General features: G+C 64.0%; 17 protein-coding genes and 3 tRNA genes. 16 read left to right on the top strand and 4 right to left on the bottom strand.

Annotated elements, in window-relative coordinates:
* The first annotated feature begins 193 nt into the window (after positions 1-193).
* Genes pyrG through eno form a run of 3 tightly spaced genes read left to right on the top strand, consistent with a single transcriptional unit; the run spans position 194 to position 4,039 of the window.
* Positions 194-1,849 (top strand): CTP synthase, encoded by a 1,656-nt coding sequence (pyrG, locus tag HSDC_RS09065; protein WP_064699604.1) that lies wholly within the window; start codon positions 194-196, stop codon positions 1,847-1,849.
* Positions 1,850-1,852: 3 nt separating this feature from the next.
* Positions 1,853-2,704, top strand: coding sequence for a 3-deoxy-8-phosphooctulonate synthase (kdsA, locus tag HSDC_RS09060; protein ID WP_064699603.1), 852 nt, complete (start codon positions 1,853-1,855; stop codon positions 2,702-2,704).
* Between the two features lie 42 nt (positions 2,705-2,746).
* Positions 2,747-4,039, top strand: a complete 1,293-nt coding sequence (eno, locus tag HSDC_RS09055; RefSeq protein WP_064699602.1) for a phosphopyruvate hydratase — start codon at positions 2,747-2,749, stop codon at positions 4,037-4,039.
* Positions 4,040-4,596: 557 nt separating this feature from the next.
* Here eno and fdxA read toward each other — a convergent pair.
* Positions 4,597-4,920, bottom strand: coding sequence for a ferredoxin FdxA (gene fdxA, locus HSDC_RS09050; RefSeq protein WP_064699601.1), 324 nt, complete (start codon positions 4,918-4,920; stop codon positions 4,597-4,599).
* 144 nt (positions 4,921-5,064) lie between these two features.
* Positions 5,065-7,650: a DNA mismatch repair protein MutS gene (gene mutS / locus HSDC_RS09045; protein WP_064699600.1), complete on the bottom strand. Its 2,586-nt coding sequence runs from the start codon at positions 7,648-7,650 to the stop codon at positions 5,065-5,067.
* 162 nt (positions 7,651-7,812) lie between these two features.
* Between mutS and HSDC_RS09040 the strand changes: the two genes are divergently transcribed.
* From HSDC_RS09040 to HSDC_RS09000, 9 genes are all read left to right on the top strand, one after another.
* Complete coding sequence (locus HSDC_RS09040) at positions 7,813-8,328, top strand: CinA family protein (protein WP_064699599.1); 516 nt, start codon at positions 7,813-7,815, stop codon at positions 8,326-8,328.
* 120 nt (positions 8,329-8,448) lie between these two features.
* The gene (gene recA / locus HSDC_RS09035; RefSeq protein WP_064699598.1) at positions 8,449-9,525 is read left to right on the top strand and encodes a recombinase RecA; all 1,077 of its coding nucleotides are present in this window, start codon (positions 8,449-8,451) and stop codon (positions 9,523-9,525) included.
* A gap of 3 nt (positions 9,526-9,528) precedes the next feature.
* On the top strand, positions 9,529-9,993 hold the full coding sequence (locus HSDC_RS09030; RefSeq protein ID WP_064699597.1) for a regulatory protein RecX: 465 nt from the start codon (positions 9,529-9,531) through the stop codon (positions 9,991-9,993).
* Positions 9,994-10,282: 289 nt separating this feature from the next.
* Positions 10,283-12,889, top strand: coding sequence for an alanine--tRNA ligase (gene alaS, locus HSDC_RS09025; RefSeq protein WP_064699596.1), 2,607 nt, complete (start codon positions 10,283-10,285; stop codon positions 12,887-12,889).
* Positions 12,890-12,987: 98 nt separating this feature from the next.
* On the top strand, positions 12,988-14,238 hold the full coding sequence (locus HSDC_RS09020) for an aspartate kinase (RefSeq protein WP_064699595.1): 1,251 nt from the start codon (positions 12,988-12,990) through the stop codon (positions 14,236-14,238).
* A gap of 201 nt (positions 14,239-14,439) precedes the next feature.
* On the top strand, positions 14,440-14,637 hold the full coding sequence (gene csrA, locus HSDC_RS09015) for a carbon storage regulator CsrA (RefSeq protein WP_064699594.1): 198 nt from the start codon (positions 14,440-14,442) through the stop codon (positions 14,635-14,637).
* 103 nt (positions 14,638-14,740) lie between these two features.
* Positions 14,741-14,833, top strand: a tRNA-Ser gene (locus tag HSDC_RS09010).
* Between the two features lie 21 nt (positions 14,834-14,854).
* A tRNA-Arg gene (locus HSDC_RS09005) sits at positions 14,855-14,931 on the top strand.
* An 80-nt stretch (positions 14,932-15,011) separates the two neighbouring features.
* Positions 15,012-15,088 (top strand) — tRNA-Arg (locus tag HSDC_RS09000).
* A gap of 179 nt (positions 15,089-15,267) precedes the next feature.
* Here the strand turns inward: HSDC_RS09000 and HSDC_RS08995 are convergent.
* Positions 15,268-16,248, bottom strand: a complete 981-nt coding sequence (locus HSDC_RS08995) for a LysR family transcriptional regulator (protein ID WP_064699593.1) — start codon at positions 16,246-16,248, stop codon at positions 15,268-15,270.
* A gap of 248 nt (positions 16,249-16,496) precedes the next feature.
* Here HSDC_RS08995 and HSDC_RS08990 point away from each other — a divergent pair, with 248 nt between their 5' ends.
* Positions 16,497-17,681 (top strand): efflux RND transporter periplasmic adaptor subunit, encoded by a 1,185-nt coding sequence (locus HSDC_RS08990; RefSeq protein WP_425292852.1) that lies wholly within the window; start codon positions 16,497-16,499, stop codon positions 17,679-17,681.
* A gap of 178 nt (positions 17,682-17,859) precedes the next feature.
* Positions 17,860-21,027 carry an efflux RND transporter permease subunit gene (locus HSDC_RS08985; protein ID WP_064699591.1) on the top strand — a complete coding sequence of 1,056 codons (3,168 nt, stop codon included), beginning with the start codon at positions 17,860-17,862 and terminating at the stop codon, positions 21,025-21,027.
* Positions 21,028-21,126: 99 nt separating this feature from the next.
* Here HSDC_RS08985 and HSDC_RS08980 read toward each other — a convergent pair whose 3' ends face one another.
* Entirely contained in the window at positions 21,127-22,086 is a 960-nt protein-coding gene (locus tag HSDC_RS08980) for a tRNA dihydrouridine synthase (protein ID WP_064699590.1), read from the bottom strand.
* 159 nt (positions 22,087-22,245) lie between these two features.
* On the opposite strand from HSDC_RS08980, the gene HSDC_RS08975 reads away from it, so the two are divergent.
* Complete coding sequence (locus HSDC_RS08975; protein WP_064699589.1) at positions 22,246-22,497, top strand: OadG family protein; 252 nt, start codon at positions 22,246-22,248, stop codon at positions 22,495-22,497.
* A gap of 75 nt (positions 22,498-22,572) precedes the next feature.
* Positions 22,573-24,384, top strand: a complete 1,812-nt coding sequence (oadA, locus tag HSDC_RS08970) for a sodium-extruding oxaloacetate decarboxylase subunit alpha (RefSeq protein WP_064699588.1) — start codon at positions 22,573-22,575, stop codon at positions 24,382-24,384.
* Positions 24,385-24,390: the final 6 nt, after the last annotated feature.

Raw genomic sequence — 24,390 nt, 5'->3', positions numbered from 1 at the left:
AGGAGCGGAGGTCCTTTTCCATGGATGGAAAAGGTAGCGCCCAGGGAAGGGTTTACAGCGCCTCCGCGTAGAACTGCCGCCGGGAAGCCGTGGCAGGACAAAATTGAGCACGAGGCCGTCATCTGCTACTCTGTGGTCCCATCCTGGCGCGGCTTCCTGCCGGGCCTACCGATCACGTTTCGACAGGTTCTCCATGACACGATATATCTTCGTGACCGGCGGCGTTGTGTCCTCACTCGGCAAAGGCATCGCGTCGGCCTCGCTGGCGGCTATTCTCGAGGCGCGCGGCCTCAAGGTCACCATGCTCAAGCTCGATCCCTATATCAATGTGGATCCGGGCACCATGAGCCCATTCCAGCATGGCGAGGTATTCGTCACCGAGGATGGCGCCGAGACCGACCTCGACCTGGGGCACTACGAGCGTTTCATCCGCACGAAGATGTCCCAGGCCAACAACTTCACCACCGGCCGTGTCTATGAGCACGTGCTGCGCAAGGAGCGTCGCGGGGATTATCTCGGGGGCACCGTGCAGGTGATCCCGCACATCACCGACGAGATCAAGCGCCGTGTCTATGAGGGTGGCAAGGGCTTCGATGTGGCGCTGGTCGAGATCGGCGGCACCGTCGGCGACATCGAGTCGCTGCCGTTTCTCGAGTCGATTCGCCAGATTCGCAGTGAGCTGGGCGCCAGCCGAGCAATCTTCATGCACCTGACGCTGGTGCCCTACATCAAGACCGCCGGCGAGACCAAGACCAAGCCGACACAGCACAGTGTCAAGGAACTGCGTTCCATCGGCATCCAGCCGGATATCCTGATCTGTCGGAGCGAGGTCGATCTCGAGGAAAGCGAGCGCCGCAAGATCGCGCTGTTCACCAATGTCGAGGAACGAGCGGTCGTGCCGCTGCAGGATGCCGATACCATCTATCGTATCCCGCTGATGCTGCACGAACATGGCCTGGACGAGATCGTCTGCGACAAGCTGCGTCTGGAGGCCGGCGAGGCCGATCTCGGCGAATGGATCAGCGTGCTCGACGCCAAGCTCAATCCACTCAAGTCGATCAACATCGCCATGGTCGGCAAGTACATGGAACTGCTCGACGCCTACAAGTCGCTCAATGAAGCCTTGACCCATGCCGGCATCCAGTCCCGCATCAAGGTCAACATCGACTATGTCGATTCCGAGGACATCGAGCGCCATGGCCCCGAGCGCCTGGCCGGCAAGGATGCGATCCTGGTGCCCGGCGGCTTCGGGGAACGCGGGGTCGAGGGCAAGATCGCCACGGCCCGGTTCGCCCGGGAGAACAAGATTCCCTTCCTGGGCATCTGCCTTGGCATGCAGGTGGCGGTGATCGAGTTCGCCCGCCACATGGCCGGCTGGGAAGACGCCAATTCCACCGAGTTCACCCGCGAGACCCAGCACCCGGTGGTGGGCCTCATCACCGAATGGATCAGCCCGGAAGGCAAGATCGAGCTGCGCGACGAGGCCTCGGATTTGGGTGGTACCATGCGTCTGGGCGGGCAGGTCTGCCGCTTGGCGGCGGGAACGCGGGCTCGCGAGGCCTATGGCGACGACGAGATCGTCGAGCGTCACCGCCATCGCTTCGAGGTCAACAACCAGTTCGTCGAGGCGCTGGAAAAGGCCGGCCTGGTGGTCTCGGGCAAGAGCGTCGATGGCTCCCTCGTGGAGATGATCGAGCTGCCCGACCACCCCTGGTACGTGGCCTGTCAGTTCCATCCGGAATTCACCTCGACGCCCCGTGACGGCCATCCGCTGTTCACCGGTTTCGTCAGTGCGGCGCTGGAGCACAAGGCGGTACGCAGCCGCGCTCAGTCCACCCCGCAGGAGTGATCGATGACCGATCCCGAACGCCCCATCGAATTCGCCGGCCTTCGGGTCGGCAATTCGCTGCCGCTGACCCTGTTCGGTGGCATGAACGTGCTGGAATCCCGAGAGCTGGCCCTGGAAGTCGCCGAGGCCTATGTCGAGGTCACCTCCCGGCTCGGCATGCCCTATGTGTTCAAGGCCAGCTTCGACAAGGCTAATCGCAGCTCCATCCACTCCTTCCGCGGTCCCGGCCTGGAGGATGGCGTGGCGATGCTCGCCGAGATCAAGGAACGCTTCGGCGTTCCGGTGATCACCGACGTGCACGAGCCCTGGCAGGCCGCTCCGGTGGCGGAAGTCGCCGACGTCATCCAGTTGCCGGCCTTTCTGGCCCGCCAGACCGACCTGGTGGTGGCCATGGCCGAAACCGGTGCGGTGATCAACATCAAGAAGCCGCAGTTCCTCGCGCCCCACGAGATGCGACACATCCTGCGCAAGTGCGAGGAAGCCGGCAACGACCGCCTGATCCTCTGCGAGCGAGGATCGAGCTTCGGCTACAACAACCTGGTGGTCGACATGCTCGGCTTTGGTGACATGAAACAGACCGGCTATCCGTTGTTGTTCGATGTCACCCACTCCCTGCAACGTCCCGGCGGCCGTGCCGATAGCGCCGATGGCCGCCGCGCCCAGGTCGCCGAGCTGGCGCGCGCCGGTGTGGCCGTGGGATTGGCGGGACTCTTTCTGGAGGCGCATCCGGACCCGGACAATGCCAAATGCGATGGTCCCTGCGCCTTGCCTCTGGACAAGCTCGAGCCCTTCCTGGCGCAACTCAAGGCACTGGATGACCTGGTGAAGGGGTTTGACCCGCTCGAGATTGCCTGATTTCTTCAACGCTGACTGATTCGTATAAGGACGGCACGACCTATGACCAAGATCGTCGATATCCGCGCCCTCGAGGTGCTCGATTCACGTGGCAATCCGACCGTACAGGCCGAGGTGCGCCTGGAGAGTGGTGCCGTGGGCGAAGCCTGCGCGCCCAGCGGGGCTTCCACCGGTTCCCGTGAGGCCCTCGAGCTGCGCGACGGTGACAAGTCCCGTTATCTTGGCAAGGGCGTGTCGAAGGCCGTGGCGGCGGTCAACGGCAAGATCCGCGAGCGCCTGGTGGGCATGGACGCGCGTGACCAGAGGGGCCTGGATGGCGCCATGCTCGAGCTCGATGGCACCGACAACAAGGCACAGCTCGGCGCCAACGCCATTCTGGCCGTGTCCCTGGCAGCGGCCAAGGCGGCGGCCAATGCCAAGGGCATGCCGCTCTACGCCCACATTGCCGAGCTCTACGGCCAGCCGGGCCAGTACCTGATGCCGGTGCCGATGATGAACATCCTCAACGGTGGCGAGCATGCCGACAACAACGTCGACATCCAGGAATTCATGATCCAGCCGGTGGGGGCCGAGAGCTTCCGCGAAGCCCTGCGCATGGGAGCCGAGGTATTCCATGCCCTGAAGAAGGTGCTGGCCGGTCGTGGCCTGGCGACCGCCGTGGGCGACGAGGGCGGCTTCGCGCCGAATCTCGACTCCAATGCCGAGGCGCTGGCGGTGATCAAGCAGGCCGTGGCGGATGCCGGCTATGAGCTCGGCCGTGACGTCACCCTGGCGCTGGACTGCGCCTCCAGCGAGTTTTACCGGGATGGCCAGTACGCCCTGTCCGGCGAGGGCAAGTCTTATGATGCCGCAGGCTTTGTCGATTACCTGGCCGAACTGTGCGACCAGTACCCCATCGTCTCCATCGAGGATGGCATGGACGAGTCCGACTGGGAGGGCTGGAAGGCATTGACCGACAAGCTCGGTGACAAGGTGCAGCTTGTCGGCGATGATCTCTTCGTCACCAATACGCGGATTCTCAAGCGTGGCGTCGATGAAGGGATCGGCAACTCGATTCTGATCAAGTTCAATCAGATCGGTTCGCTGTCCGAGACGCTGGATGCCATCAAGATGGCCCAGGATGCCGGCTTCACCGCGGTTATCTCGCATCGCAGCGGCGAGACCGAGGATACCACCATCGCCGACCTGGCCGTGGGCACCAGTGCCGGCCAGATCAAGACGGGCTCTCTGTGTCGCAGTGACCGGGTGGCCAAGTACAACCGCCTGCTGGTGATCGAGCGCGATCTGGGTGAGCGTGTGGACTACCCCGGGCGTGGTGCGATCAAGGGGCAATAAGCGAACACTGTTGTTTTTGGCTCGACGTCTTGTAGGAGATTTCCTACAGATGGCCGGAGACATTGACGACAAAATTCCTACGAAGACCGGTGCCTTGCGCATCGGTCTTTTTTTATCCCATTGATATAAAAGGATATTTTCTCATGGCTATTCACTGCCACGAGAGTGGCAGCGCAATTTGCCTCACTTGAGAAGGTTCTCAGTCATGCCACAATGTACTCGGGACAAGGGAGAGCGGAGCTCTTCCGGCAGGATGCCACGGGATGCAGTCTCGAGTGCGCTTGGTGTGACAGGAGGTCGCCTCCGAGCAAGGATTGCACTCGCAGGATGTAGAGCGAAGGGATTCGCTCAAGGATTGGCTAGGAGCGGGCGGCCTACGGGCCGCCTTTTTTTGCCTGATGTTTCTCCTTGGACATGGCAGCAGACGCAAAGATGCCGGATGTCGTGAGACATCCGGCATCTTCGTGTTCCGCCATCGGCATGGGCACGCGAGCCGGTGCTCGGTCGTCCATGCCGACTATCGCAGGGGCACAGGCAGGCGCGCCTGCCGTGCTGGCTCAGCGTTCCAGGTATTCCAGTTTGCCTGCCTTGCCGTCCCACTGCTCGGCGTCTTCCGGCGGATCCTTCTTCTCGGTGATGTTCGGCCAGGTCTCGGAGAGCTCTGCGTTGATCTCGATGAACTGCTCCTGCCCCTCTGGTAATTCGTCTTCCGAATATATCGCTTCGGCCGGGCACTCCGGTTCGCACAGGGCGCAGTCGATGCACTCGTCGGGATGGATCACCAGAAAGTTGGGGCCTTCGTAGAAGCAGTCCACCGGGCAGACCTCGACACAGTCGGTGTACTTGCACTTGATGCAGTTTTCGGTGACGACGAATGTCATGTCTGTCTCCCTTCCTCGGGCCGGCTTGCGCCACGGCCAATCGGTCTCGTATGATGAGTTTAGGTTATAAAAACCGTTACTTTTATAATATAGTGAGCTTATTGGCCCCATTCTAGTCGGGCCGCCACGCTGACCGCAAGGCGGCTAGAGCCTTTCCTTCCAGTGATACAGCCATTCCAGTGCCTGACGCGGTGTCATGTCGTCCAGCCCCAGGTTGCCGAGGCTTTCCACCATGGGATGCGGGGCACTGGCAAAGAGATCGGCCTGTTGAGGGGCACTGTTCGAGGCAGCGTCCTCGCCCGAGGGCTGGGGGCGCTGGCCCTGATCGATCTCCTGCTGCTCGAGGCTGGCAAGCTTTTCCCGCGCACGAGCGATTACGCTGTGAGGCACGCCGGCGAGCTGGGCGACCTGCAGGCCGTAGCTCTGGCTGGCCGGGCCATCCTCGACCCGGTGCATGAAGACGATGCCGTCCTTGTGCTCCGTGGCGGTCAGGTGGACATTGGCCACGCCTACTGCCTGTTCAGCCAGCGTCGTCATCTCGAAGTAGTGGGTGGCGAACAGCGTGAATGCACGGCTACGGGTCAGTTGTTCGGCACTGGCCCAGGCCAGCGACAACCCATCGAAAGTGCTGGTGCCGCGCCCGATCTCGTCCATCAGTACCAGGCTATGATCGGTGGCATTATGCAGGATGTTGGCGGTCTCGGTCATTTCCACCATGAAGGTGGAGCGCCCGCCGGCCAGGTCGTCCGAGGAGCCGATGCGCGTGAAGATGCGATCCACGGGGCCGATCGAGGCGGCATCGGCGGGCACGAAGCTTCCGGTGTGGGCAAGCAGGGTGATCAGGGCGGCCTGGCGCATGTAGGTCGACTTGCCGCCCATGTTGGGACCGGTAATCACCAGCATGCGCCGTTCATCGTCCATGTTCAGGTCATTGGGCACGAAAGGGGCGTCGCTGACCTGTTCCACCACCGGGTGGCGGCCGCCGCGAATGGTGAACCCTGCCGTTTCGGGCAGTTCGGGGCGCACGAAGTCCAGCGCCCGAGCGCGTTCGGCCAGGGTGGCGAGCACGTCCAGCGCCGCCAGGGCCTGGCCGGTGGCCTGGAGCGTGGCGAGCTCGGCGTTGAGGTCGTCGAGCAGGCCGTCGTAGAGCAGCTTCTCGCGGGCCAGTGCGCGGGACTTGGCCGATAGTGCCTTGTCCTCGAATTCCTTGAGCTCGGGAATGATGAAGCGTTCGGCGTTCTTCAGCGTCTGGCGGCGAATGTAGTCCACCGGCGCCTCCCGGGCCTGGGCCCGGGGAATCTCGATATAGTAGCCGTGGACCCGGTTGTAGCCGACCTTGAGGCCGGTCAGGCCGGTGCGTTCGCGCTCCCGGGTTTCCAGCTCGATCAGGTAGTCGCCGGCGTGTTCGGCCAGGCCGCGATGCTCGTCGAGCTCGGCATCGAATCCCTCGGCGATCACGCCGCCGTCACGGATCACCACCGGCGGATTTTCCACCAGGGCTCGGCTCAGCGTATCGGCCAGTGTCGGGTAGGGGTGGATGCGCCGCTTGAGGTCGTCCAGGGCGGTGCCTTCCTCGAAGCGGGCAAGCTCCGTTTCGAGCTCGGGCAGGGCGTTCAGGGCGTCGCGCAGCCTGGCGAGATCCCGGGGGCGGGCGCTGTAGAGGGCGACCCGGGCCAGAATGCGTTCCACATCGCCGATTGCCTTGAGGGCCTCGCGGGGGGCGACGAAGCCATCGCCGTCGAGCAGGGCGGCAACCGCGGCCTGGCGGCCCGACACCTGGGCGCGATCGCGCAATGGCCGGTTGAGCCAGCGCTTGAGCAGGCGCGAGCCCATGGCGGTGGAGGTGGTATCGAGCACACTGGCCAGGGTGTTGTCGGTGCCGCCGCCAAGGTTGACGCCGATCTCCAGATTGCGGCGGCTGGCGGCATCGATCACCACGGCGTCGTCGCGGCTTTCCACGCCGATGGCGGTGACGTGGGGCAGTTGCGAGCGCTGGGTGTCGCGGGCGTAGTCGATCAGCACGCCGGCGGCGGTGATGGCGGATTCCAGGTGTGCACAGCCGAAGCCTCTCAAGTCCTGGACGGCGAACTGGTCGCACAGGGTGCGGGTGGCGCTTTCCAGGTCGAACAGCCAGTCGTTCTGCCGGCGAAGGCCTTGATGTGCCTCCAGGCCGGGCGGCAGGGTCAGGCTTTCGGACACCAGCAGCTCGGCCGGATCCAGGCGTGTCAGCTCGGCCAGGGCTTCGGTCTCGTCTTCGACCTCGAGCACGCTGAAGCGACCGCTGGAGAGCTCCAGCCAGGCCAGCCCCCAGCGTTCGCCGGCGGCGTGCAGCGCGACCACCAGGTTATCGCGACGGGCATCGAGCAGTGCCTCGTCGTACAGGGTGCCCGGGGTGACGATGCGCACGACCTTGCGCTCCACCGGCCCCTTGGTGGTATTCGGGTCGCCCATCTGCTCGCAGATGGCCACCGACTCACCGGCAGCGACCAGTCGCGCCAGATAGCCCTCGGCGCTGTGATAGGGCACCCCGGCCATGGGAATCGGCTTGCCCGCCGACTGGCCACGCTGGGTCAGGGTGATATCAAGCAGGGCGGCGGCTCGCTTGGCATCATCGAAGAACAGCTCGTAGAAATCGCCCATCCGGTAGAAGAGCAGCACGTCTGGATGCTCGCGCTTGATCTTCAGGTACTGAGCCATCATCGGAGTATGTTGAGCGCTGGCCTGTGACATGGGCTTCCTTGGCTTGCCGGTGGTGATGGAGCGAAGAACGACAGCGGAATCATGGCGACGCACACGTCATGCATGTCGCGGACAAAGCCAGTATTCTACGCTCAAGGACGTTCGGCGTCAGGAGCGCCGTCGCTCAGTTACCAGCGGCCTGGAGGACACGCCATGGCGGTACATGCCGAAAGCTCGGAGCCCCTTGATCCGGCAAGGCTTGCCGAATACCTGGGACGCCTGTGCCGGGAACGGGGCATCGTGGTCAGTACCGCGGAGTCCTGTACCGGCGGTGGCGTGGCCAGCGCCATCACCGGGGTCGCCGGAAGCTCCGATTACTTCGAAACCGGTTACGTCACCTATGCCAATACCGCCAAGACGCGCCTGCTCGGGGTTCCCGAGACCGTGCTGGCCGAACATGGTGCGGTCAGTCGGCAGGTGGTCGAGGCCATGGTAGCCGGGGCCTGCGCCGAGAGCGGGGCCGACCTGGCCGTGGCCGTCAGTGGTGTCGCCGGCCCCGGAGGCGGCACCGACGGCAAGCCGGTGGGGACCGTCTGGCTGGCCTGGGGGAATGGATGGCAGCGCGATGCCGAATGCCGACACTTCGCCGGCGACCGCGATGCCGTGCGCGAGGCGGCGGTGCGCGAAGCGCTGGTAGGCCTGATACGCTGGCTGACGCCGCATGGGTAGCGGACCTTCGGGGCTGGCCGAGCGGCGCTTTTTTCGTCATACTACTGTGCAATCATACAGTGAAGAGGGTGTGGTCATCGGCCATCCCTCCATCATTCGCTATCGCTTAGGAGGCCTGTCATGGCTCAGGACGAAAACCGTTCCAAGGCGCTGAACGCCGCGCTATCCCAGATCGAGCGACAGTTCGGCAAGGGAACCGTGATGCGGCTGGGTGACACGCCGCGTGTGGCGATGCCAGCGGTTTCCACCGGCTCGTTGGGTCTGGATATCGCCCTGGGCATCGGTGGCCTTCCTTATGGTCGTGTGGTGGAAGTCTTCGGCCCTGAATCCTCGGGCAAGACGACCCTGACGCTCGCGGTCATCGCCGAGGCGCAGAAACAGGGCAAGACCTGTGCCTTCATCGATGCCGAACACGCGCTCGATCCCAGCTATGCCGAGAAGCTCGGCGTCAATCTGGATGACCTGCTGGTCTCCCAGCCCGATACCGGCGAGCAGGCGCTGGAAATCTGCGACATGCTGGTGCGCTCGGGAGGGGTCGATGTGATCATCATCGACTCGGTGGCGGCCCTGACGCCGCGTGCCGAGATCGAGGGCGAGATGGGCGACTCCCACGTCGGCCTGCAGGCTCGCCTGATGTCCCAGGCCCTGCGCAAGGTGACCGGCCACATGAAGAACGCCAACTGCATGGTGGTGTTCATCAACCAGATTCGCATGAAGATCGGCGTGATGTTCGGCAGCCCCGAAACCACTACCGGTGGCAACGCCCTGAAGTTCTACTCCAGCGTGCGTCTGGACATTCGGCGCACCGGCTCGGTGAAGCAGGGCGACGAGGTCGTCGGCAACGAGACGCGGGTCAAGGTGGTCAAGAACAAGGTGTCGCCGCCATTCCGCCAGGCCGAGTTCCAGATCCTCTATGGCAAGGGCATTTACCATGCCGGCGAGGTGGTCGACCTGGGGGTTCAGTGCGGCCTGGTCAACAAGGCGGGGGCCTGGTACAGCTATCAGGGCAACAAGATCGGCCAGGGCAAGGCCAACGCGGCTCAGTTCCTCGAGGACAATCCGGAGATGATGGAGGAGATCGAAAGTCAGATTCGCGCCCAGTTGCTGGCGACGCCGGAACCTCGCGAGGAAGAAGGCGAAGCCGAGGCCGAGGCCCCGATCGGTGAAGGCGGCGAGCGTGAGGACGGCCTGCTCTAAACGATGCGCGAGACGGCCGAGAGCACACCCCGGGAAGACGCCATCCGCCTGTTGGCGAGGCGGGAGTATGCTCGACGCGAGCTGCGCGAACGCCTGACCGCGAAAGGGCATGCCGGCGAGGACGTCGATGCCTGCCTGCTAGAACTCGAAGAGCAAGGCCTGCAATCGGACGCGCGCTTTGCCGAAAGCTTCCTGCGTGCCCGGGTCGCCCGTGGGCAGGGGCCAATCAAGTTGCGCGCCGAACTCGAACGCCGGGGCATCGACGATGATACCGCGCGCCAGGCCTTTGCCGAGCTGGCGTCCGAGGTCGACTGGTTCCAGCTGGCCGGCGACGTGCTGTCGCGCCGCTTTCCGGGGCCGGGCGAGACGCCGCGGGAGCGGGCTCGGCGAGAGCGTTTCCTTGCGGGCAGAGGATTCGATTTCGAGCAGCTTCGCCACGCTCTGGCGCATGCCTGGGACGAAAACTGAGATCGCCCCGAGGCAGCCCCGCCCCTCCTGCCCTGTCGTTGTTTGATCTCTGCGCTATAATGGCTCCCTTTGCGGAGGAAGCGCTGCCGCAATGCCTGCTTGGCTCGCGGCGTTTCGATCCCTGTGCGATGGCCGCCAGCTCGATCGGAGGCGCCGAACGGGTATCGGCCTCGGTGCGAGCGCCGAATGACACGGCAAGACGCGCGCAGGCATTCGATCAGTGCTTCCCAGTGCCCCGGGCGGCGAGCCCTGTCCGGAGGGCCTCCATGCTCATCGTCACGGATATTTCATGAAAAGTGCAGACATCAGACAGGCCTTTCTGAGCTACTTCGAGGAGCGTGGGCACTCCATCGTCCCGTCGAGCTCCCTGGTACCGGACAACGACCCCACCCTGCTGTTCACCAACGCCGGCATGGTGCCGTTCAAGGATGTCTTCCTGGGACGCGATCCACGCCCCTACGTGCGTGCCACCTCGGCCCAGCGCTGCGTGCGCGCCGGTGGCAAGCACAACGACCTGGACAACGTCGGCTACACCGCGCGGCACCATACCTTCTTCGAGATGCTGGGCAACTTCAGCTTCGGGGACTACTTCAAGCGCGATGCCATTCACTTCGCCTGGAACTTTCTCACCGAGGTGCTCGGTCTGCCCAGGGAGAAGCTCTGGGTCACCGTCCATGTCAGCGATGACGAGGCCGAGCGTATCTGGAAGGACGAGGTCGGCATCGATCCCGAGCGCTTCTCCCGGCTCGACGAGGACAACTTCTGGCAGATGGGCGATACCGGCCCCTGCGGGCCGAGTTCCGAAGTCTTCTACGACCATGGCTCCGAGGTGTGGGGCGGCCCTCCCGGGAGTCCCGAGGAGGATGGCGATCGCTACATCGAGGTCTGGAACCTGGTGTTCATGCAGTACGATCGCGATGCCGCCGGCAACATGAACCCGCTGCCCAAGCCGTCCATCGATACCGGCATGGGGCTGGAGCGCATCGCCGCGGTCATGCAGGGCGTGCATTCGAACTACGAGATCGATCTGTTCCAGAATCTGCTGGCCGCTGCCGCCGAGGCGACGGGGCATGACGACACCACGGCGCCTTCGCTGCGCGTGATCGCCGATCATATCCGCTCCTGTGCCTTCCTGGTGGCCGATGGCGTGCTGCCCTCCAACGAAGGGCGCGGTTATGTGCTGCGGCGCATCATCCGGCGTGCCGTGCGCCATGGCCACAAGCTCGGTGCCCAGGGCTGCTTCTTCTACAAGCTGGTGGCGGCGCTGGACGCCGAGATGGGCGAGGCTTATCCCGAGCTGCGCGAGGCCCGGGGGCAGATCGAGCGCGTTCTGCTCAAGGAAGAGGAGCAGTTTGCGCGGACCCTGGAGCATGGCATGGGCCTGCTCGGTGAGGCGCTGGATGCGCTCGAGGGGGACACGCTGCCCGGGGAGACGGTGTTCAAGCTCTACGACACCTATGGTTTTCCCTATGACCTGACCGCCGATGTCTGCCGCGAGCGTGGCGTCTCGCTCGACGAGGCCGGTTTCGAGCGCGAGCTGGAGGCCCAGCGTCAGCGCGCCCGGGCGGCAAGTCAGTTCGGCGTCGACTATGGCGCGGCGCTGGAGCTCGAGGGTCAGACCGACTTCACCGGCTATGATCGACTCGAGGATCGCGCCACTGTGGTTGCGCTCGTCGACGAGCAGGGCAATGCCCTGGCACGGCTCGAGGCCGAGCAGCGGGGCGTGGTGGTGCTCGATCGCACACCCTTCTACGGGGAGTCCGGCGGGCAGGTCGGCGATACCGGCTATCTCGAGCTCGAGGGCGGGCGCTTCCTGGTCGAGGACACCCAGAAACAGGCCGGGCACCATCTGCATCGGGGGCGCCTGCTGGAAGGCGGACTCGAGGTCGGCGCCAGCGTGACGCCGCGTGTCGACCCGAGCCTGCGTGCCGCAACGGTGCGCAATCACTCGGCCACTCACCTGCTGCACCAGGCGTTGCGGATGGTGCTGGGCGAACATGTCCAGCAGAAGGGCTCGCTGGTGACCCCGGAGCGACTGCGTTTCGATTTCAGCCACGCCGAGCCGATGACCGCCGAGCAGCTTGCCGAGGTCGAGCGCCTGGTCAATGAACAGGTGCTGGCCAACGCGCCGACCCGCATCGAGCACATGACGCTCGACGAGGCCAAGGAAAAGGGAGCCGCGGCGTTGTTCGAGGCCAAGTATGCGGACAGCGTGCGGGTGTTGACCATCGGCGCCGACGACTTCTCCATCGAGTTGTGCGGCGGCACGCACGTGGCACGCAGCGGCGACATCGGTTGTTGTCATATCGTCGCCGAGACCGGCATCGCCAGTGGCGTGCGCCGCATCGAGGCGATCACCGGGGAGGGCGCCCTGGCCTACTTCCGCGACCAGGAAGCGCGTCTGTCCCGCATCGCTGAACGCCTCAAGGCCAAGCCCGAGCAGGTCGAGGAGCGCGTGACATCGCTGGTCGAGCGCAACCGCGACCTGGAGAAGGAACTCGAGCGCCTCAAGGCCAAGCTGGCCAGCGCCGCGGGTAGCGACATGCTCGGTGAAGCCCGCGAGGTCAAGGGCGTCAAGGTGCTGGCCAAGCGCCTCGAGGGCGTTTCCGGCAAGGAGCTGCGCGGTCTGCTCGATCAGCTCAAGAACAAGCTGGGCTCGGGCATCGTGGTGCTCGGCGTGGGTGACGAACAGGCCGGCAAGGTCAGCTTGATCGCCGGGGTCACCGACGACCTGACCGGACAGGTCAAGGCCGGTGAGCTGGTCAATCACGTGGCGTCCCAGGTCGGCGGCAAGGGCGGAGGTCGCCCCGACATGGCCCAGGCCGGTGGCAGTGATGTCCCGGCCCTGCCCGGTGCGCTGGAGAGCGTGCCCGTATGGGTCGAGTCCAAGCTCTGACGCTCATCGGGGCCGAAGGCGTGATGCCTTCGGCCCTCGGTTTATAAGGACAACCGTTTTCATTCGAACGTTAACCCGGATACGAGGGACAACGATAAATGGCACTATACGTACAGAAGTTCGGCGGCACCTCGGTGGGCTCCGTGGAGCGCATCAAGGCCGTGGCCGAGAAGGTCAAGGGCTTCCGTGACGAGGGGCACCAGGTGGTGGTCGTGGTTTCCGCGATGAGCGGCGAGACCAATCGACTGATCGGCCTGGCCAACGAGATCAACGACGAGCCGACACCGCGCGAGATGGACATGCTGGTGTCCACCGGCGAGCAGGTGACCATCTCGCTGCTGGCCATGGCGCTGCATAAGCTCGGCGTACCGGCGACCTCCTATACCGGTTCCCAGGTCGGCATCATGACCGACAGCGCCCACACCAAGGCGCGCATCCAGCGCATCGAGACCGAGGACATGCGCCAGGACCTGGACGATGGCCAGGTCGCCGTAGTGGCCGGCTTCCAGGGTGTCGACGAGGAAGGCAACATCACCACCCTCGGTCGCGGTGGCTCCGATACCACCGGCGTGGCCCTGGCCGCGGCGCTGGGCGCTGACGAGTGCCAGATCTACACCGATGTCGACGGCGTCTACACCACCGACCCGCGGGTCTGTGCCCGGGCGCAGCGCCTGGACACCATCACCGTGGAGGAGATGCTGGAACTGGCGAGCCTGGGCTCCAAGGTCCTGCAGATCCGCGCCGTCGAGTTCGCCGGCAAATACAATGTTCCGCTGCGCGTGCTGTCCAGTTTCGAGGGCGGCCCCGGCACCCTGATCGTCGCAGACTCCGACAATGACGAGGACTCCATGGAAGAACCGCTGATCTCCGGTATCGCCTTTACCGCCAACGAAGCCAAGCTGACCCTGCTCAACACGCCGGATGTGCCCGGTGTCGCCTCGAAGATTCTGGGGCCGATCGCCGATGCCAACATCGAGATCGACATGATCGTGCAGAACGTGGCACCGGCCGGTGATTACACCGATTTCACCTTCACCGTGGCCAAGAGCGACTACAAGCAGACCCTGCGCATCCTCGAGGATCAGGTGCTGCCGGCACTGGGCGAGGGCGAGGTCAAGGGCGATGACAACATCGCGAAGGTGTCGCTGGTCGGTGTCGGCATGCGCTCCCATGCCGGCGTGGCATCCAAGATGTTCCGCGTGTTGTCCGAGGAGAACATCAATATCCGCATGGTTTCCACATCCGAGATCAAGATCTCCGTGGTGATCGACGAGAAGCATATGGAACTGGCGGTTCGCGCCCTGCACACGGCCTTCGGACTCGACAAGGCCGATATCGAAAGCGAATAACGGCGCCCAGGTTCTCCGACAGCTTCTACGCTGGTAGGGAGTCCATGACACTGAAGTGAAACGGGCTTCCCTTCAACGTGGTGTTTCGGTGTCATGGTCGTTGCTATTGGCTCGGGGGCGACATCGTGCCATGGTGTCACGCGCCGTCGTCCCCGTAAGTGGCAGCATCCCGTAGCCAGAAGTCTGAAAAGGAGATCAGTCATGCTCATCCTGACCCGCCGTGTCGGCGAAACCCTGATGATCGGTGACGATATCACCGTCACCGTTCTCGGGGTAAAGGGCAACCAGGTCCGTATTGGCGTCAATGCCCCCAAGGACGTCGCCGTGCATCGTGAGGAGATCTATCAGCGTATTCAGCGCGAGAAATCCGACGACGATATCGACGACGAGACGTCATGAGACTCGTTACCGGCGTGGCTACACGCCGGTAGGCAAGAGAAAAATCCTTCGAGTGCTGGACAATGGCCTTTTAAATCGGTAGGATGCGCACCGTGCCGATGAGGGAGAGGTGGCCGAGTGGCTGAAGGCGCTCCCCTGCTAAGGGAGTAAGGGGTTAATAGCCCCTTCGAGGGTTCGAATCCCTCCCTCTCCGCCATGTTCGGCACGGTGAAGGTAAGCGCCCGTAGCTCAGCTGGATAGAGTACCTGACTACGAATCAGGCGGTCGGAGGTTCGAATCCTCCCGGGCGCGCCACTTTCCCTACAGACGAGTCCTCACTTGTCGACCCTAGGGGGATTCACCGTCAATTTCAACGAGTCAGCTCGTTGCGCAATGCGCCCGTAGCTCAGCTGGATAGAGTACCTGACTACGAATCAGGCGGTCGGAGGTTCGAATCCTCCCGGGCGCGCCAGATCCCGACCCGTCCTCCATGAGAGGGCGGGTTTTCGTTTTTTGGCAAGCTTGCCACTAGCTGGACCGCTTTCCCTGGAGGGATGAGTCCTGCGATCGTTCGAGGCGCCGTTGCTATGCAACGAGCGCCTCTTTTTTTGGTCATTCCTTTTTGGCCACCTTTTTTGGGTCATGCTCCGATTACGCCGTTTCGTCCGCGGTGGCGGGGCGGGGCGAGTGCTCGGGTGGCCTGGCGGGCGACATCCATGGGGTGGGAGAGGCCATGTGGGTGAGGCTCGTGCGTTCCACGACGAAGTCGACGAAGGTGCGTACCTTCGGCGAGATCAGGCGCCCTCCCGGGAAGACGGCATTGAACTCGACTTCCGGGCCTTCCCATTCCGGCAGGATGCGTTTCAGTTGGTGACCATCCGGCCCCAGGCAAGCGACGGCTTCACTGGTCAGCATCAGGCCCGAGCCGTCGAGCAACAGCCCCCGCAACACGAAGGGATCATTGGCGACGGTGACGGGGTCCAGCTCGACTTCCTGCTGTTGGGCGCCCCGGTGCAACTGCCAGAAGTAACGCTGACCACGCTGGTCGGTGCTCTTGGCCAGTGCGGGATGAAGCTTCAGGTCGGCCGGCTCTTTCGGCTCGCCGTGGCGCGCGATATAGCGGTTGCTGGCATAGATGAAGGAGCGGTATCGCGCCAGGGGGCGAGCGACCAGGCTGGAATCTGGCAGCGGGCCGATGCGCAGTGCAACGTCGATCTGCTGGGCGACCAGGTCGAGCCGTTCGTTGGAGAGTACCAGGTCGATCTTCACTTCCGGGTAGAGGGCGCGGAAATCCCGCAAGAGCGAGGAGGTGAAGTCGGTGCACATGGTGAAGGGAGCGGTGACTCGCAGCCAGCCGCGAGGGTTGCCTTCGAGCCGTTGCACGGCGCTCTCCGCCTCGCCCAGATCCTGGACGATACGATGGCAATAATCGTAATAGACGCCGCCGGCCTCGGTCAGGCTCAGTCGGCGGGTGGTGCGATTCAGCAAGCGCGCGCCCAGGCGTAACTCCAGTGCCTGAATCTTGCGGCTCACGGTGGTCTTGGGGATGCTCAGCAGTTTGGATGCTGCAGTGAAGCTGCCTTGTTCCACGACCTTGGCGAAGATCAAGGCATCGTTGAGATCTTGCTGCATCGTCATCGTCCTGTATGGGTCAGCGCACTGTCCCGGAGGTGGGACAGTATTTCCCTGATCCCCCGGCTAATCAATCCTTCCCTCAAGCTCTATGGTGATGCGCTGCATCGCATGCCGGCGTGTCGATTTTCCATCGTCCCGTGCGATTAGTAGGCATCTACGACATGTCATCCGCCATGATCTGGCGGTTGTCGGCAATCCATTCGCCGTCACGAGTTGACCGAGGGGCTACCATGAACGTCCACAAGATGTTCCCGCCGTCGTTGCGTCCGCGTCCTTTCATGGCGATCGCCGTCTGGATGGGGCTCACCTTGCTGGTTGGTTGCGACAGCCAGGCCGACAGTGCTGCTCAGCCGGAGCCACCACCTCCTCAGGTTAGCGTGGCCGAGGTCGTGGTCAAGGACGTGAATTTCTGGGATGAATTCACGGGGCGCATCAATGCGGTGGACGAGGTGGAGCTGCGCCCGAGAGTCGCGGGGTATCTCGATGAGATTCATTACGTCGAGGGCCAGACCGTGGAGAAGGGCGATGTGCTGTTCACCATCGATCCACGTCCTTATCAGGCCGATCTGGCGCGGGCCGAGGCCGAGCTTGAGCGTGCCCGTGCCCGAGCCGAGCTGGCTCGCAGCGAGGCCGCCCGGGCCGAGACCCTGGCCAAGTCCCGCTCGATTTCCCGCGAAGAGCTGGATCAACGCCGGGCTTCCGCCGCCCAGGCCGAGGCCGAGATCCTGGCCGCCCGGGCCGAGGTGGAAAGGGCGCGCCTGAACGTGGACTTCACCGAGGTTCGCGCGCCCATCTCGGGGCGCACGGGGCAAGCCTTGGTGACCGCCGGCAACCTGGTATCGGATGCCACCTTGCTGGCGACCATCGTGTCGCTGGACAAGGTTCATGTGCATTTCCACAGCGACGAGCAGACCTTCCTGAACTACGACGAACTGGCCCGTTCCGGTGAACGCTCGAGTTCACGCGAGTCGCGAACGCCGGTCCGGGTCGGGCTGGCCAATGACGCCGGCTATCCGTATCGGGGCGAGGTGGACTTCGTGGATAACCGGCTGGATGCCGCGACCGGTACCATGCTGGTCCGTGCTGTGCTGGACAACAGCGAGGGGCGCTTCACGCCCGGCATGTTCGCCCGGGTGCAGTTGCGCGGAGGCAGTGCCGAGGATGCCATCCTGATCGACGACAAGGCGGTATTGACCGATCAAGACCGCAAGTATGTCTACGTCGTCGACGATGAGGGAGTCGCACAGCGCAAGGACGTTCAGCCAGGCCGCATGGTCGATGGCCTCAGAGTGATCCAGACGGGACTGGCGCCAGCAGATCGCGTGGTAGTGCGGGGCGCGCATCGTATCTTCTTTCCTGGCATGCAGGTAGCAGCGGAAAGCGTCGACATGGAAGGCGCCTCCGCGCCTGCCGATCTGGCCGCTCACTAGGCTGCGTACGGCAACGGCCTGGTCCTTGGCCGTCGAGGCTTCACACAGCGCCTAGTCGCTTCATCAATCGATCTGCTTTCGCGATGGCCTTCCGGGTGCCGGAGGTCGATCGAGCTTCATCACCGATCTTTGCAATGGGGTGGGCGCCAGGCGTCTGGCCCGAGGGGGAAGTGTTGCCATGGATTTCGCGAAGTTCTTCGTCGACCGTCCGATCTTTGCCGCGGTACTGTCGATTCTCATCTTTGCCGCCGGGGTGATCACCATACCGCTGATGCCGGTCAGCGAATATCCGGATGTGGTGCCGCCTTCGGTGGTGGTGCGAACGGCCTACCCCGGCGCCAATCCCAAGGTCATTGCCGAGACGGTGGCGACGCCGCTGGAAGAATCGATCAACGGTGTCGAGGACATGATGTATCTCAAGTCGGTGGCCGGTTCCGACGGCGTGCTGCAGATGACCGTGACCTTTCGTCCCGGCACCGACCCGGATGACGCGGCCGTCAAGGTGCAGAACCGGGTCAGCCAGGCGCTGGCGCGGCTACCCGAGGACGTGCGCCGTCAGGGCGTGACCACGCAGAAGCAGTCGCCGACCTTCTTGATGGTCGTGCACCTGACTTCGCCGGATGGCCGCTACGATACGCTCTACCTGCGCAATTACGCACGCCTCCACGTCAAGGATGCGCTGTCGCGGATTCAGGGCGTCGGAGAGGCGCAGATCTTCGGGGGTGGCGATTACGCCATGCGGGCCTGGCTCGATCCGGACAAGATCGCGGCGCGCGGGCTGACCGCTGGCGACGTGGTGCAAGCGATACGTGAGCAGAACGTCCAGGTCTCGGCCGGTCAGCTTGGCGCCGAGCCCATGCCTGACAGTGACTTCCTGACCCTGATCAATGCCCGGGGGCGGCTGACCACCGAGCAGGAATTCGGCGACATCGTGCTCAAGAGCAGTGACGACGGCGAGCTCGTGCAGTTGTCCGATGTCGCCAGGCTGGAGTTGGGCGCCGGCGACTACACCCTGCGCTCACAACTGGATGGCAAGGATGCGGTCGCCATCGGCGTCTTTCAGGCGCCGGGCGCGAATGCCCTGGAAATCCAGAAACAGGTCATCGATACCATGGATGAACGGGCCCAGTGGTTTCCGGAAGGCGTCGAGTACGAGGCGGTGTACGACACCACCATCTTCGTGCGCGATTCGATCGAGTCGGTGATCAAGACGCTGCTCGAGGCGGTATTGCTGGTGGTGCTGGTCGTCACGCTCTTCCTGCAGACCTGGCGCGCCTCGATCATTCCCCTGATTGCGGTGCCGGTCTCCGTGGTGGGGACCTTTGCCGTGCTTTACCTGCTGGGGTTCTCGATCAATACCTTGACCTTGTTCGGCCTGGTGCTGGCGATCGGCATCGTGGTCGACGACGCCATCGTGGTGGTCGAGAACGTCGAGCGCAACATCGGGGAAGGCCTGGCCCCGCTTGCCGCCGCGCACCAGGCGATGAGGGAAGTCTCGGGGCCGATCATCGCCATCGGCCTGGTGCTATGTGCGGTATTTGTGCCGATGGCGTTCCTGTCCGGTGTCACCGGGCAGTTCTATCGACAATTCGCGGCGACCATCGCCATCTCCACGGTCATCTCCACGATCAACTCCTTGACCCTGTCGCCGGCACTGGCGGCGATGCTGCTCAAGCCGCACGGCGCTTCCAGGGATCGCCTGACGCGCTTGATCGATCTGGCATTCGGCTGGGTGTTTCGTCCGTTCAATCGCTTCTTCGGCAGCAGCTCGGAAAAATACCAGGGGGCGGTGTCGCGTTCGTTGCATCGGCGGGGCGGCGTGTTTGCGATCTATGTCCTGTTGCTGGTGGCGACAGGAATGATGTTCCAGGCGGTTCCGCCGGGCTTCATTCCTACTCAGGACAAGCAGTACCTGATTGCCGGCGTCAAACTGCCGGAGGGCGCTTCTCTATCGCGTACCGATGAGCTGCTGAGCCAGGTCGGTGAGATGGCCATGGAAAGCGAGGAGGTGACGCACTCGATCGCCTTTCCGGGGCTCAATGCCTTGCAGTTCACCAATACGCCCAACAGCGGCGTGGTGTTCCTGACCTTGTCACCGTTCGAGGAACGCAGCCGCTCGGCCGCCGAGATCAATGCCGAGGTCAACCAGAAGATCGCCGGCCTGCAGGACGGCTTCACCTTCTCGTTCATGCCGCCGCCGATCCTGGGGCTGGGCAACGGCAATGGCTGGCAGATGTTCGTCGAAGACCGTGCCGGCCTGGGGTATGGGGCCTTGCAGGAGGCGGTGACGAATTTCCAGGGGGCGATTTCGCAGACCGATGGCATGGGGTTCCCGATCACCAGTTACCAGGCCAACGTGCCCCAGCTGGATGCCGAGGTCGACCGGATCAAGGCCAAATCCCAGGGCGTTCCGCTGACGGCGTTGTTCGATACCTTGCAGACGTACCTTGGCTCGACCTACGTCAATGACTTCAACCAGTTCGGTCGTACCTGGCAGGTGATCGCTCAGGCCGATGCCTCCTTCCGCGACAGTGCCGACGACATCGCCAACCTGCGTACTCGCAACGATCAAGGCGAGATGGTGCCGATCGGCTCGATGGTGACGGTCGACCAGACCTTCGGGCCAGATCCGGTGCTGCGTTACAACGGCTATCCTGCCGCCGACCTGGCCGGCGAGGCGGACCCTCGCGTGCTTTCCTCGACACAGGCGATGAAGGCGCTCGAGGAGCTTGCCGCCGAGGTATTGCCCAACGGCATGGACATCGAGTGGACGGACTTGAGTTATCAGCAGGCCACGCAAGGCAATGCCGCACTGGTGGTATTCCCGTTGTCGGTGATGCTGGTGTTCCTGGTGCTGGCCGCACTCTACGAAAGCTGGACCCTGCCGTTGGCCGTGATCCTGATCGTGCCGATGTGCATGCTGTCGGCGCTGCTTGGCGTATGGTTCATGAAAGGCGACAACAACATCTTCGTTCAGGTGGGCCTGGTGGTGTTGATCGGCCTGGCATGCAAGAACGCCATCCTGATCGTTGAGTTTGCCCGGGAGCTGGAGCGCCAGGGGCGCGGTATCGTCGAGGCCGCCCTGGAAGCCTGTCGTCTGCGCCTGCGCCCGATCATCATGACCTCGATCACCTTCACCGCCGCGGTGGTACCGCTGATGCTGGCCAGTGGTGCGGGTGCCGAGGTGCGCCAGGCTCTCGGCGTGGCCGTGTTCGCCGGCATGCTGGGCGTGACGCTGTTCGGGCTGTTTCTGACGCCGGTATTCTATGTGGCATTGCGCAAGCTGGTGACTCGCGGCGAGCGCGTACCGCTGCCGACGGCCGGTCATGAAGGGGGGAAGGGCTGAAGCGTCGAAGAGGGCGTGCCTGAGGTCGGGCGCGTCCTGTCGGCAACCTGAGAGGCGCGGGCCATCGGCTCGCGCCTCGTTGGCTTCGGGGCTGCCCGTTCATGCCGTCAGAGCCGGCGCCTCTGGCGTCATCGATGCCCGCAATCCCGCCAGGAAATCCTCCAGTTCGGTGACCCGCCGCAGGGCCTGGAAGCAGCGTGCTGCCTCGGAGTCCCGCCCGCGCATGTGGTTCATCCACTGCTTTAGTCGAGCCACCACCACCTTCTGTGGAAGTATGTTACGCTGCATTGCAGCATAGTCGAGCAGCGTCTCCGCCTTGGTGGGCCAGCCGGTGGAGGGACGCCGTTCCCCGGTGGCCTGCCAGTGTCGGATGCGCGAGGCCAGCCCCGGGTCGGCCAGAGCGCCGCGGCCGAGCATGACATCAGGGCAGCCCGAGAGGGTTCGGGCCTTCCAGTAATCCTCGAGGGTCCAGATGTCGCCGTTTGCCACCACGGGGATCGACAGGTGCTGGCGGATGCGTCCGATCCATTCCCAGTGCGCTGGGGGGCGATAGCCCTCGTTGCGGGTACGGGCGTGGACCACCAGTTGGCGCGCACCGCCGTCCTCGGCGGCACGGGCACAGTCCAAGGCCAGGCGGCGGTCGGCGAATCCCAGGCGGATCTTGGCCGTCACCGGAAGCGTGTCGCCCACGGCACCGTGAACGGCGGCGACGGCGGTGCGCAGGCGGTGAGGGTCGCGCAACATGGAGGCACCCCCGTCGTGGCGGTTGACCAGCTTGGCGGGGCAGCCGAAGTTGAGGTCGAGGCTCGTCGCGCCGAGCGACAACGCCTGACGCGCATTGGCCGCCAGGGCGGCAGGGTCCGAGCCGAGCAACTGCAGATGCACGGGGATGCCGCTGGGGGTACGGGGATCTCCGCTGGCCAGTTCGGGGCAGTGGCGCAGGAAGACGCGCGGCGGCAGTCGTGTGTCCACCACGCGCACGAATTCGGTCACCGTCCAGTCGATGCCTGCGGAGCGGGTCAGCAGATCTCGCGTCGCGGCATCGATGACCCCTTCCATCGGGGCTAGGCCGATGCGACCTGAATGTAGTAAATTAACAACGTCGACTTCCACCATGGCGTCATTGTAATCCATCGCGAGGGTGGCAGGTTATAGCCTCAGCATCCATGCGCTCGTCATCGGCAGGCGAGGTGGCGGCGCAAACGAGGAGTAGACCGCATGCAGGATACACAGTTATTGAACGAAGGCTTTGCCCTGATGGGGCTCGGCATGGGGTTCGTCTTCGTCTTCCTGACCGTTCTGGTGATCACCACGACCCTGATGTCCCGGATCATCGGACGTTATTTCCCCGAACCGGCGCCGGCGAATGCTCCTTCGGTCTCCGGGCGGCACGCGCCGGCCCGCGACGACGATGTCATGGCCGCGATCAGCGCCGCCGTGCACCGCCATCGTCGCCGTCATCGCCGCTGACCAACAACGCGCCGCTGGCGGTTCGCGCTTCGCTTCATGACGACACATTTCGGTTACAACGATAAGGAAACCCGCATGACTGAGAACGTCCGTCCGCTCGGCATCACCGACGTGGTGCTGCGCGATGCCCACCAGTCGCTGTTCGCCACGCGCCTGCGCCTGGACGACATGCTGCCCATTGCCGAGAAGCTCGATCGTGTCGGCTTCTGGTCGCTGGAGTCCTGGGGTGGCGCTACCTTCGACGCCTGTATCCGCTATCTCGGCGAAGACCCGTGGGAGCGGATACGGGCGTTGAAAGAGGCCATGCCCAACACGCCTCAGCAGATGCTGTTGCGGGGCCAGAATCTGCTGGGTTACCGGCATTATGCCGATGATGTGGTCGATCGTTTTGTCGAGCGGGCCAAAACCAACGGGGTCGACGTCTTCCGCGTCTTCGACGCCATGAACGACCCGCGCAACCTGGAACGCGCCATCCGCGCGGTGCGCGCCAACGAAGGGCATGCTCAGGGCACCATCTCCTATACCGTGAGCCCGGTCCATACCATGGAGAGTTGGGTGGAACTGGCGCGTTCCATCGCCGACATGGGCGCCGATTCCCTGGCGATCAAGGACATGGCCGGCCTGCTCACGCCTTACGATGCCTTCGAACTGGTGTCGCGCCTGAAGAAGGCGCTGGACATTCCCATCCACTTGCACAGTCACGCCACCACTGGCATGTCCACGGCCACGGCGCTCAAGGCCGTGGAAGCGGGGGTCGACAACGTCGATACCGCCATTTCCTCGATGTCGATGACCTACGGCCACAGTCCGACCGAATCGCTGGTGGCCATCCTCAAGGGCACCGAGCGCGACACCGGGCTCGACCTCGAACTGCTCGAGGACATTGCCGGCTATTTCCGCGAGGTGCGCAAGAAGTACGCCGCCTTCGAGGGCGCGCTCAAGGGCATCGATTCGCGGATTCTGGTGGCGCAGGTGCCGGGTGGCATGCTCACCAACATGGAGAGCCAGCTCAAGGAGCAGGGCGCTGGCGACAAGCTCGACGACGTCCTGGCCGAGATCCCTCGGGTTCGCGAGGACCTGGGTTACATTCCCCTGGTGACGCCGACCTCGCAGATCGTCGGCACCCAGGCGGTGATGAACGTGATGATGGGCGAACGCTACAAGTCCATCTCCAAGGAAGTGCAGGCCCTGCTCAAGGGCGAGTACGGTGCCGCTCCCGCGGACTTCGACGACGCGCTTCAGTCACGCGTCCTCGACGGTACGCAGCCCATCACCGAGCGTCCGGCGGATCGCCTGTCGCCGGAAATGGATCGTCTCGCCGAGGAATTGGCGAACAAGGCCGACGAGGACGGTATTCGCCTGGCCGAGGACGAGCGGCGAATCGACGATGTGCTGACCTATGCGCTCTTCCCGCAGATCGGCCTGAAATTCCTCGCCAATCGCGATGATCCCGAGGCCTTCGAGCCGGCGCCCCAGGCACCGGAGGATGAGGCCGCCTCGATGACCAGGCCGCCGGCGAAGGCTCAGGTGCCGGCCGCCGAGTCGACCGGTCCCGAGACCTATACCGTCAAGGTCAATGGCAAGGCGTACGTGGTCGAGGTCGCCGAGGGCGGTGAGATCGATCGGGTGCAGGAGCAGGGCAGCAGCCCGGCGCCTTCCGAGCCGGCCGCTTCGTCGGGCGAGGCCATCACGGCGCCCCTGGCGGGCAATATCTTCAAGGTCAACGTCAAGCCGGGAGACAGCGTTGCCGAGGGCGATGTGGTGATCATTCTCGAGGCCATGAAGATGGAGACCGAAGTGCGTGCCGCCAGTGCCGGTACGGTGTCGGAGGTCAAGGTCAGCGAGGGTGACAGCGTGGCCGTGGGCGACGAGCTGATCGTTCTCTAAGGATGG

This window comes from Halomonas caseinilytica, from assembly GCF_001662285.1.
GTDB classification, from domain to species: Bacteria; Pseudomonadota; Gammaproteobacteria; order Pseudomonadales; family Halomonadaceae; genus Halomonas; species Halomonas caseinilytica.
Note: the sequence above shows the minus strand (reverse complement) of the source record. Positions and strands in the feature narration are given on the sequence as shown.

What these genes read in the sequence shown, in the direction of transcription:
- pyrG (WP_064699604.1), top strand. Translation starts at nt 194, where the DNA reads ATGACACGATATATCTTCGTGACCGGCGGCGTTGTGTCCTCACTCGGC.
- kdsA (WP_064699603.1), top strand. Translation starts at nt 1,853, where the DNA reads ATGACCGATCCCGAACGCCCCATCGAATTCGCCGGCCTTCGGGTCGGC.
- eno (WP_064699602.1), top strand. Translation starts at nt 2,747, where the DNA reads ATGACCAAGATCGTCGATATCCGCGCCCTCGAGGTGCTCGATTCACGT.
- fdxA (WP_064699601.1), bottom strand. Translation starts at nt 4,920, where the DNA reads ATGACATTCGTCGTCACCGAAAACTGCATCAAGTGCAAGTACACCGAC.
- mutS (WP_064699600.1), bottom strand. Translation starts at nt 7,650, where the DNA reads ATGTCACAGGCCAGCGCTCAACATACTCCGATGATGGCTCAGTACCTG.
- HSDC_RS09040 (WP_064699599.1), top strand. Translation starts at nt 7,813, where the DNA reads ATGGCGGTACATGCCGAAAGCTCGGAGCCCCTTGATCCGGCAAGGCTT.
- recA (WP_064699598.1), top strand. Translation starts at nt 8,449, where the DNA reads ATGGCTCAGGACGAAAACCGTTCCAAGGCGCTGAACGCCGCGCTATCC.
- HSDC_RS09030 (WP_064699597.1), top strand. Translation starts at nt 9,529, where the DNA reads ATGCGCGAGACGGCCGAGAGCACACCCCGGGAAGACGCCATCCGCCTG.
- alaS (WP_064699596.1), top strand. Translation starts at nt 10,283, where the DNA reads ATGAAAAGTGCAGACATCAGACAGGCCTTTCTGAGCTACTTCGAGGAG.
- HSDC_RS09020 (WP_064699595.1), top strand. Translation starts at nt 12,988, where the DNA reads ATGGCACTATACGTACAGAAGTTCGGCGGCACCTCGGTGGGCTCCGTG.
- csrA (WP_064699594.1), top strand. Translation starts at nt 14,440, where the DNA reads ATGCTCATCCTGACCCGCCGTGTCGGCGAAACCCTGATGATCGGTGAC.
- HSDC_RS08995 (WP_064699593.1), bottom strand. Translation starts at nt 16,248, where the DNA reads ATGCAGCAAGATCTCAACGATGCCTTGATCTTCGCCAAGGTCGTGGAA.
- HSDC_RS08990 (WP_425292852.1), top strand. Translation starts at nt 16,497, where the DNA reads ATGTTCCCGCCGTCGTTGCGTCCGCGTCCTTTCATGGCGATCGCCGTC.
- HSDC_RS08985 (WP_064699591.1), top strand. Translation starts at nt 17,860, where the DNA reads ATGGATTTCGCGAAGTTCTTCGTCGACCGTCCGATCTTTGCCGCGGTA.
- HSDC_RS08980 (WP_064699590.1), bottom strand. Translation starts at nt 22,086, where the DNA reads ATGGAAGGGGTCATCGATGCCGCGACGCGAGATCTGCTGACCCGCTCC.
- HSDC_RS08975 (WP_064699589.1), top strand. Translation starts at nt 22,246, where the DNA reads ATGCAGGATACACAGTTATTGAACGAAGGCTTTGCCCTGATGGGGCTC.
- oadA (WP_064699588.1), top strand. Translation starts at nt 22,573, where the DNA reads ATGACTGAGAACGTCCGTCCGCTCGGCATCACCGACGTGGTGCTGCGC.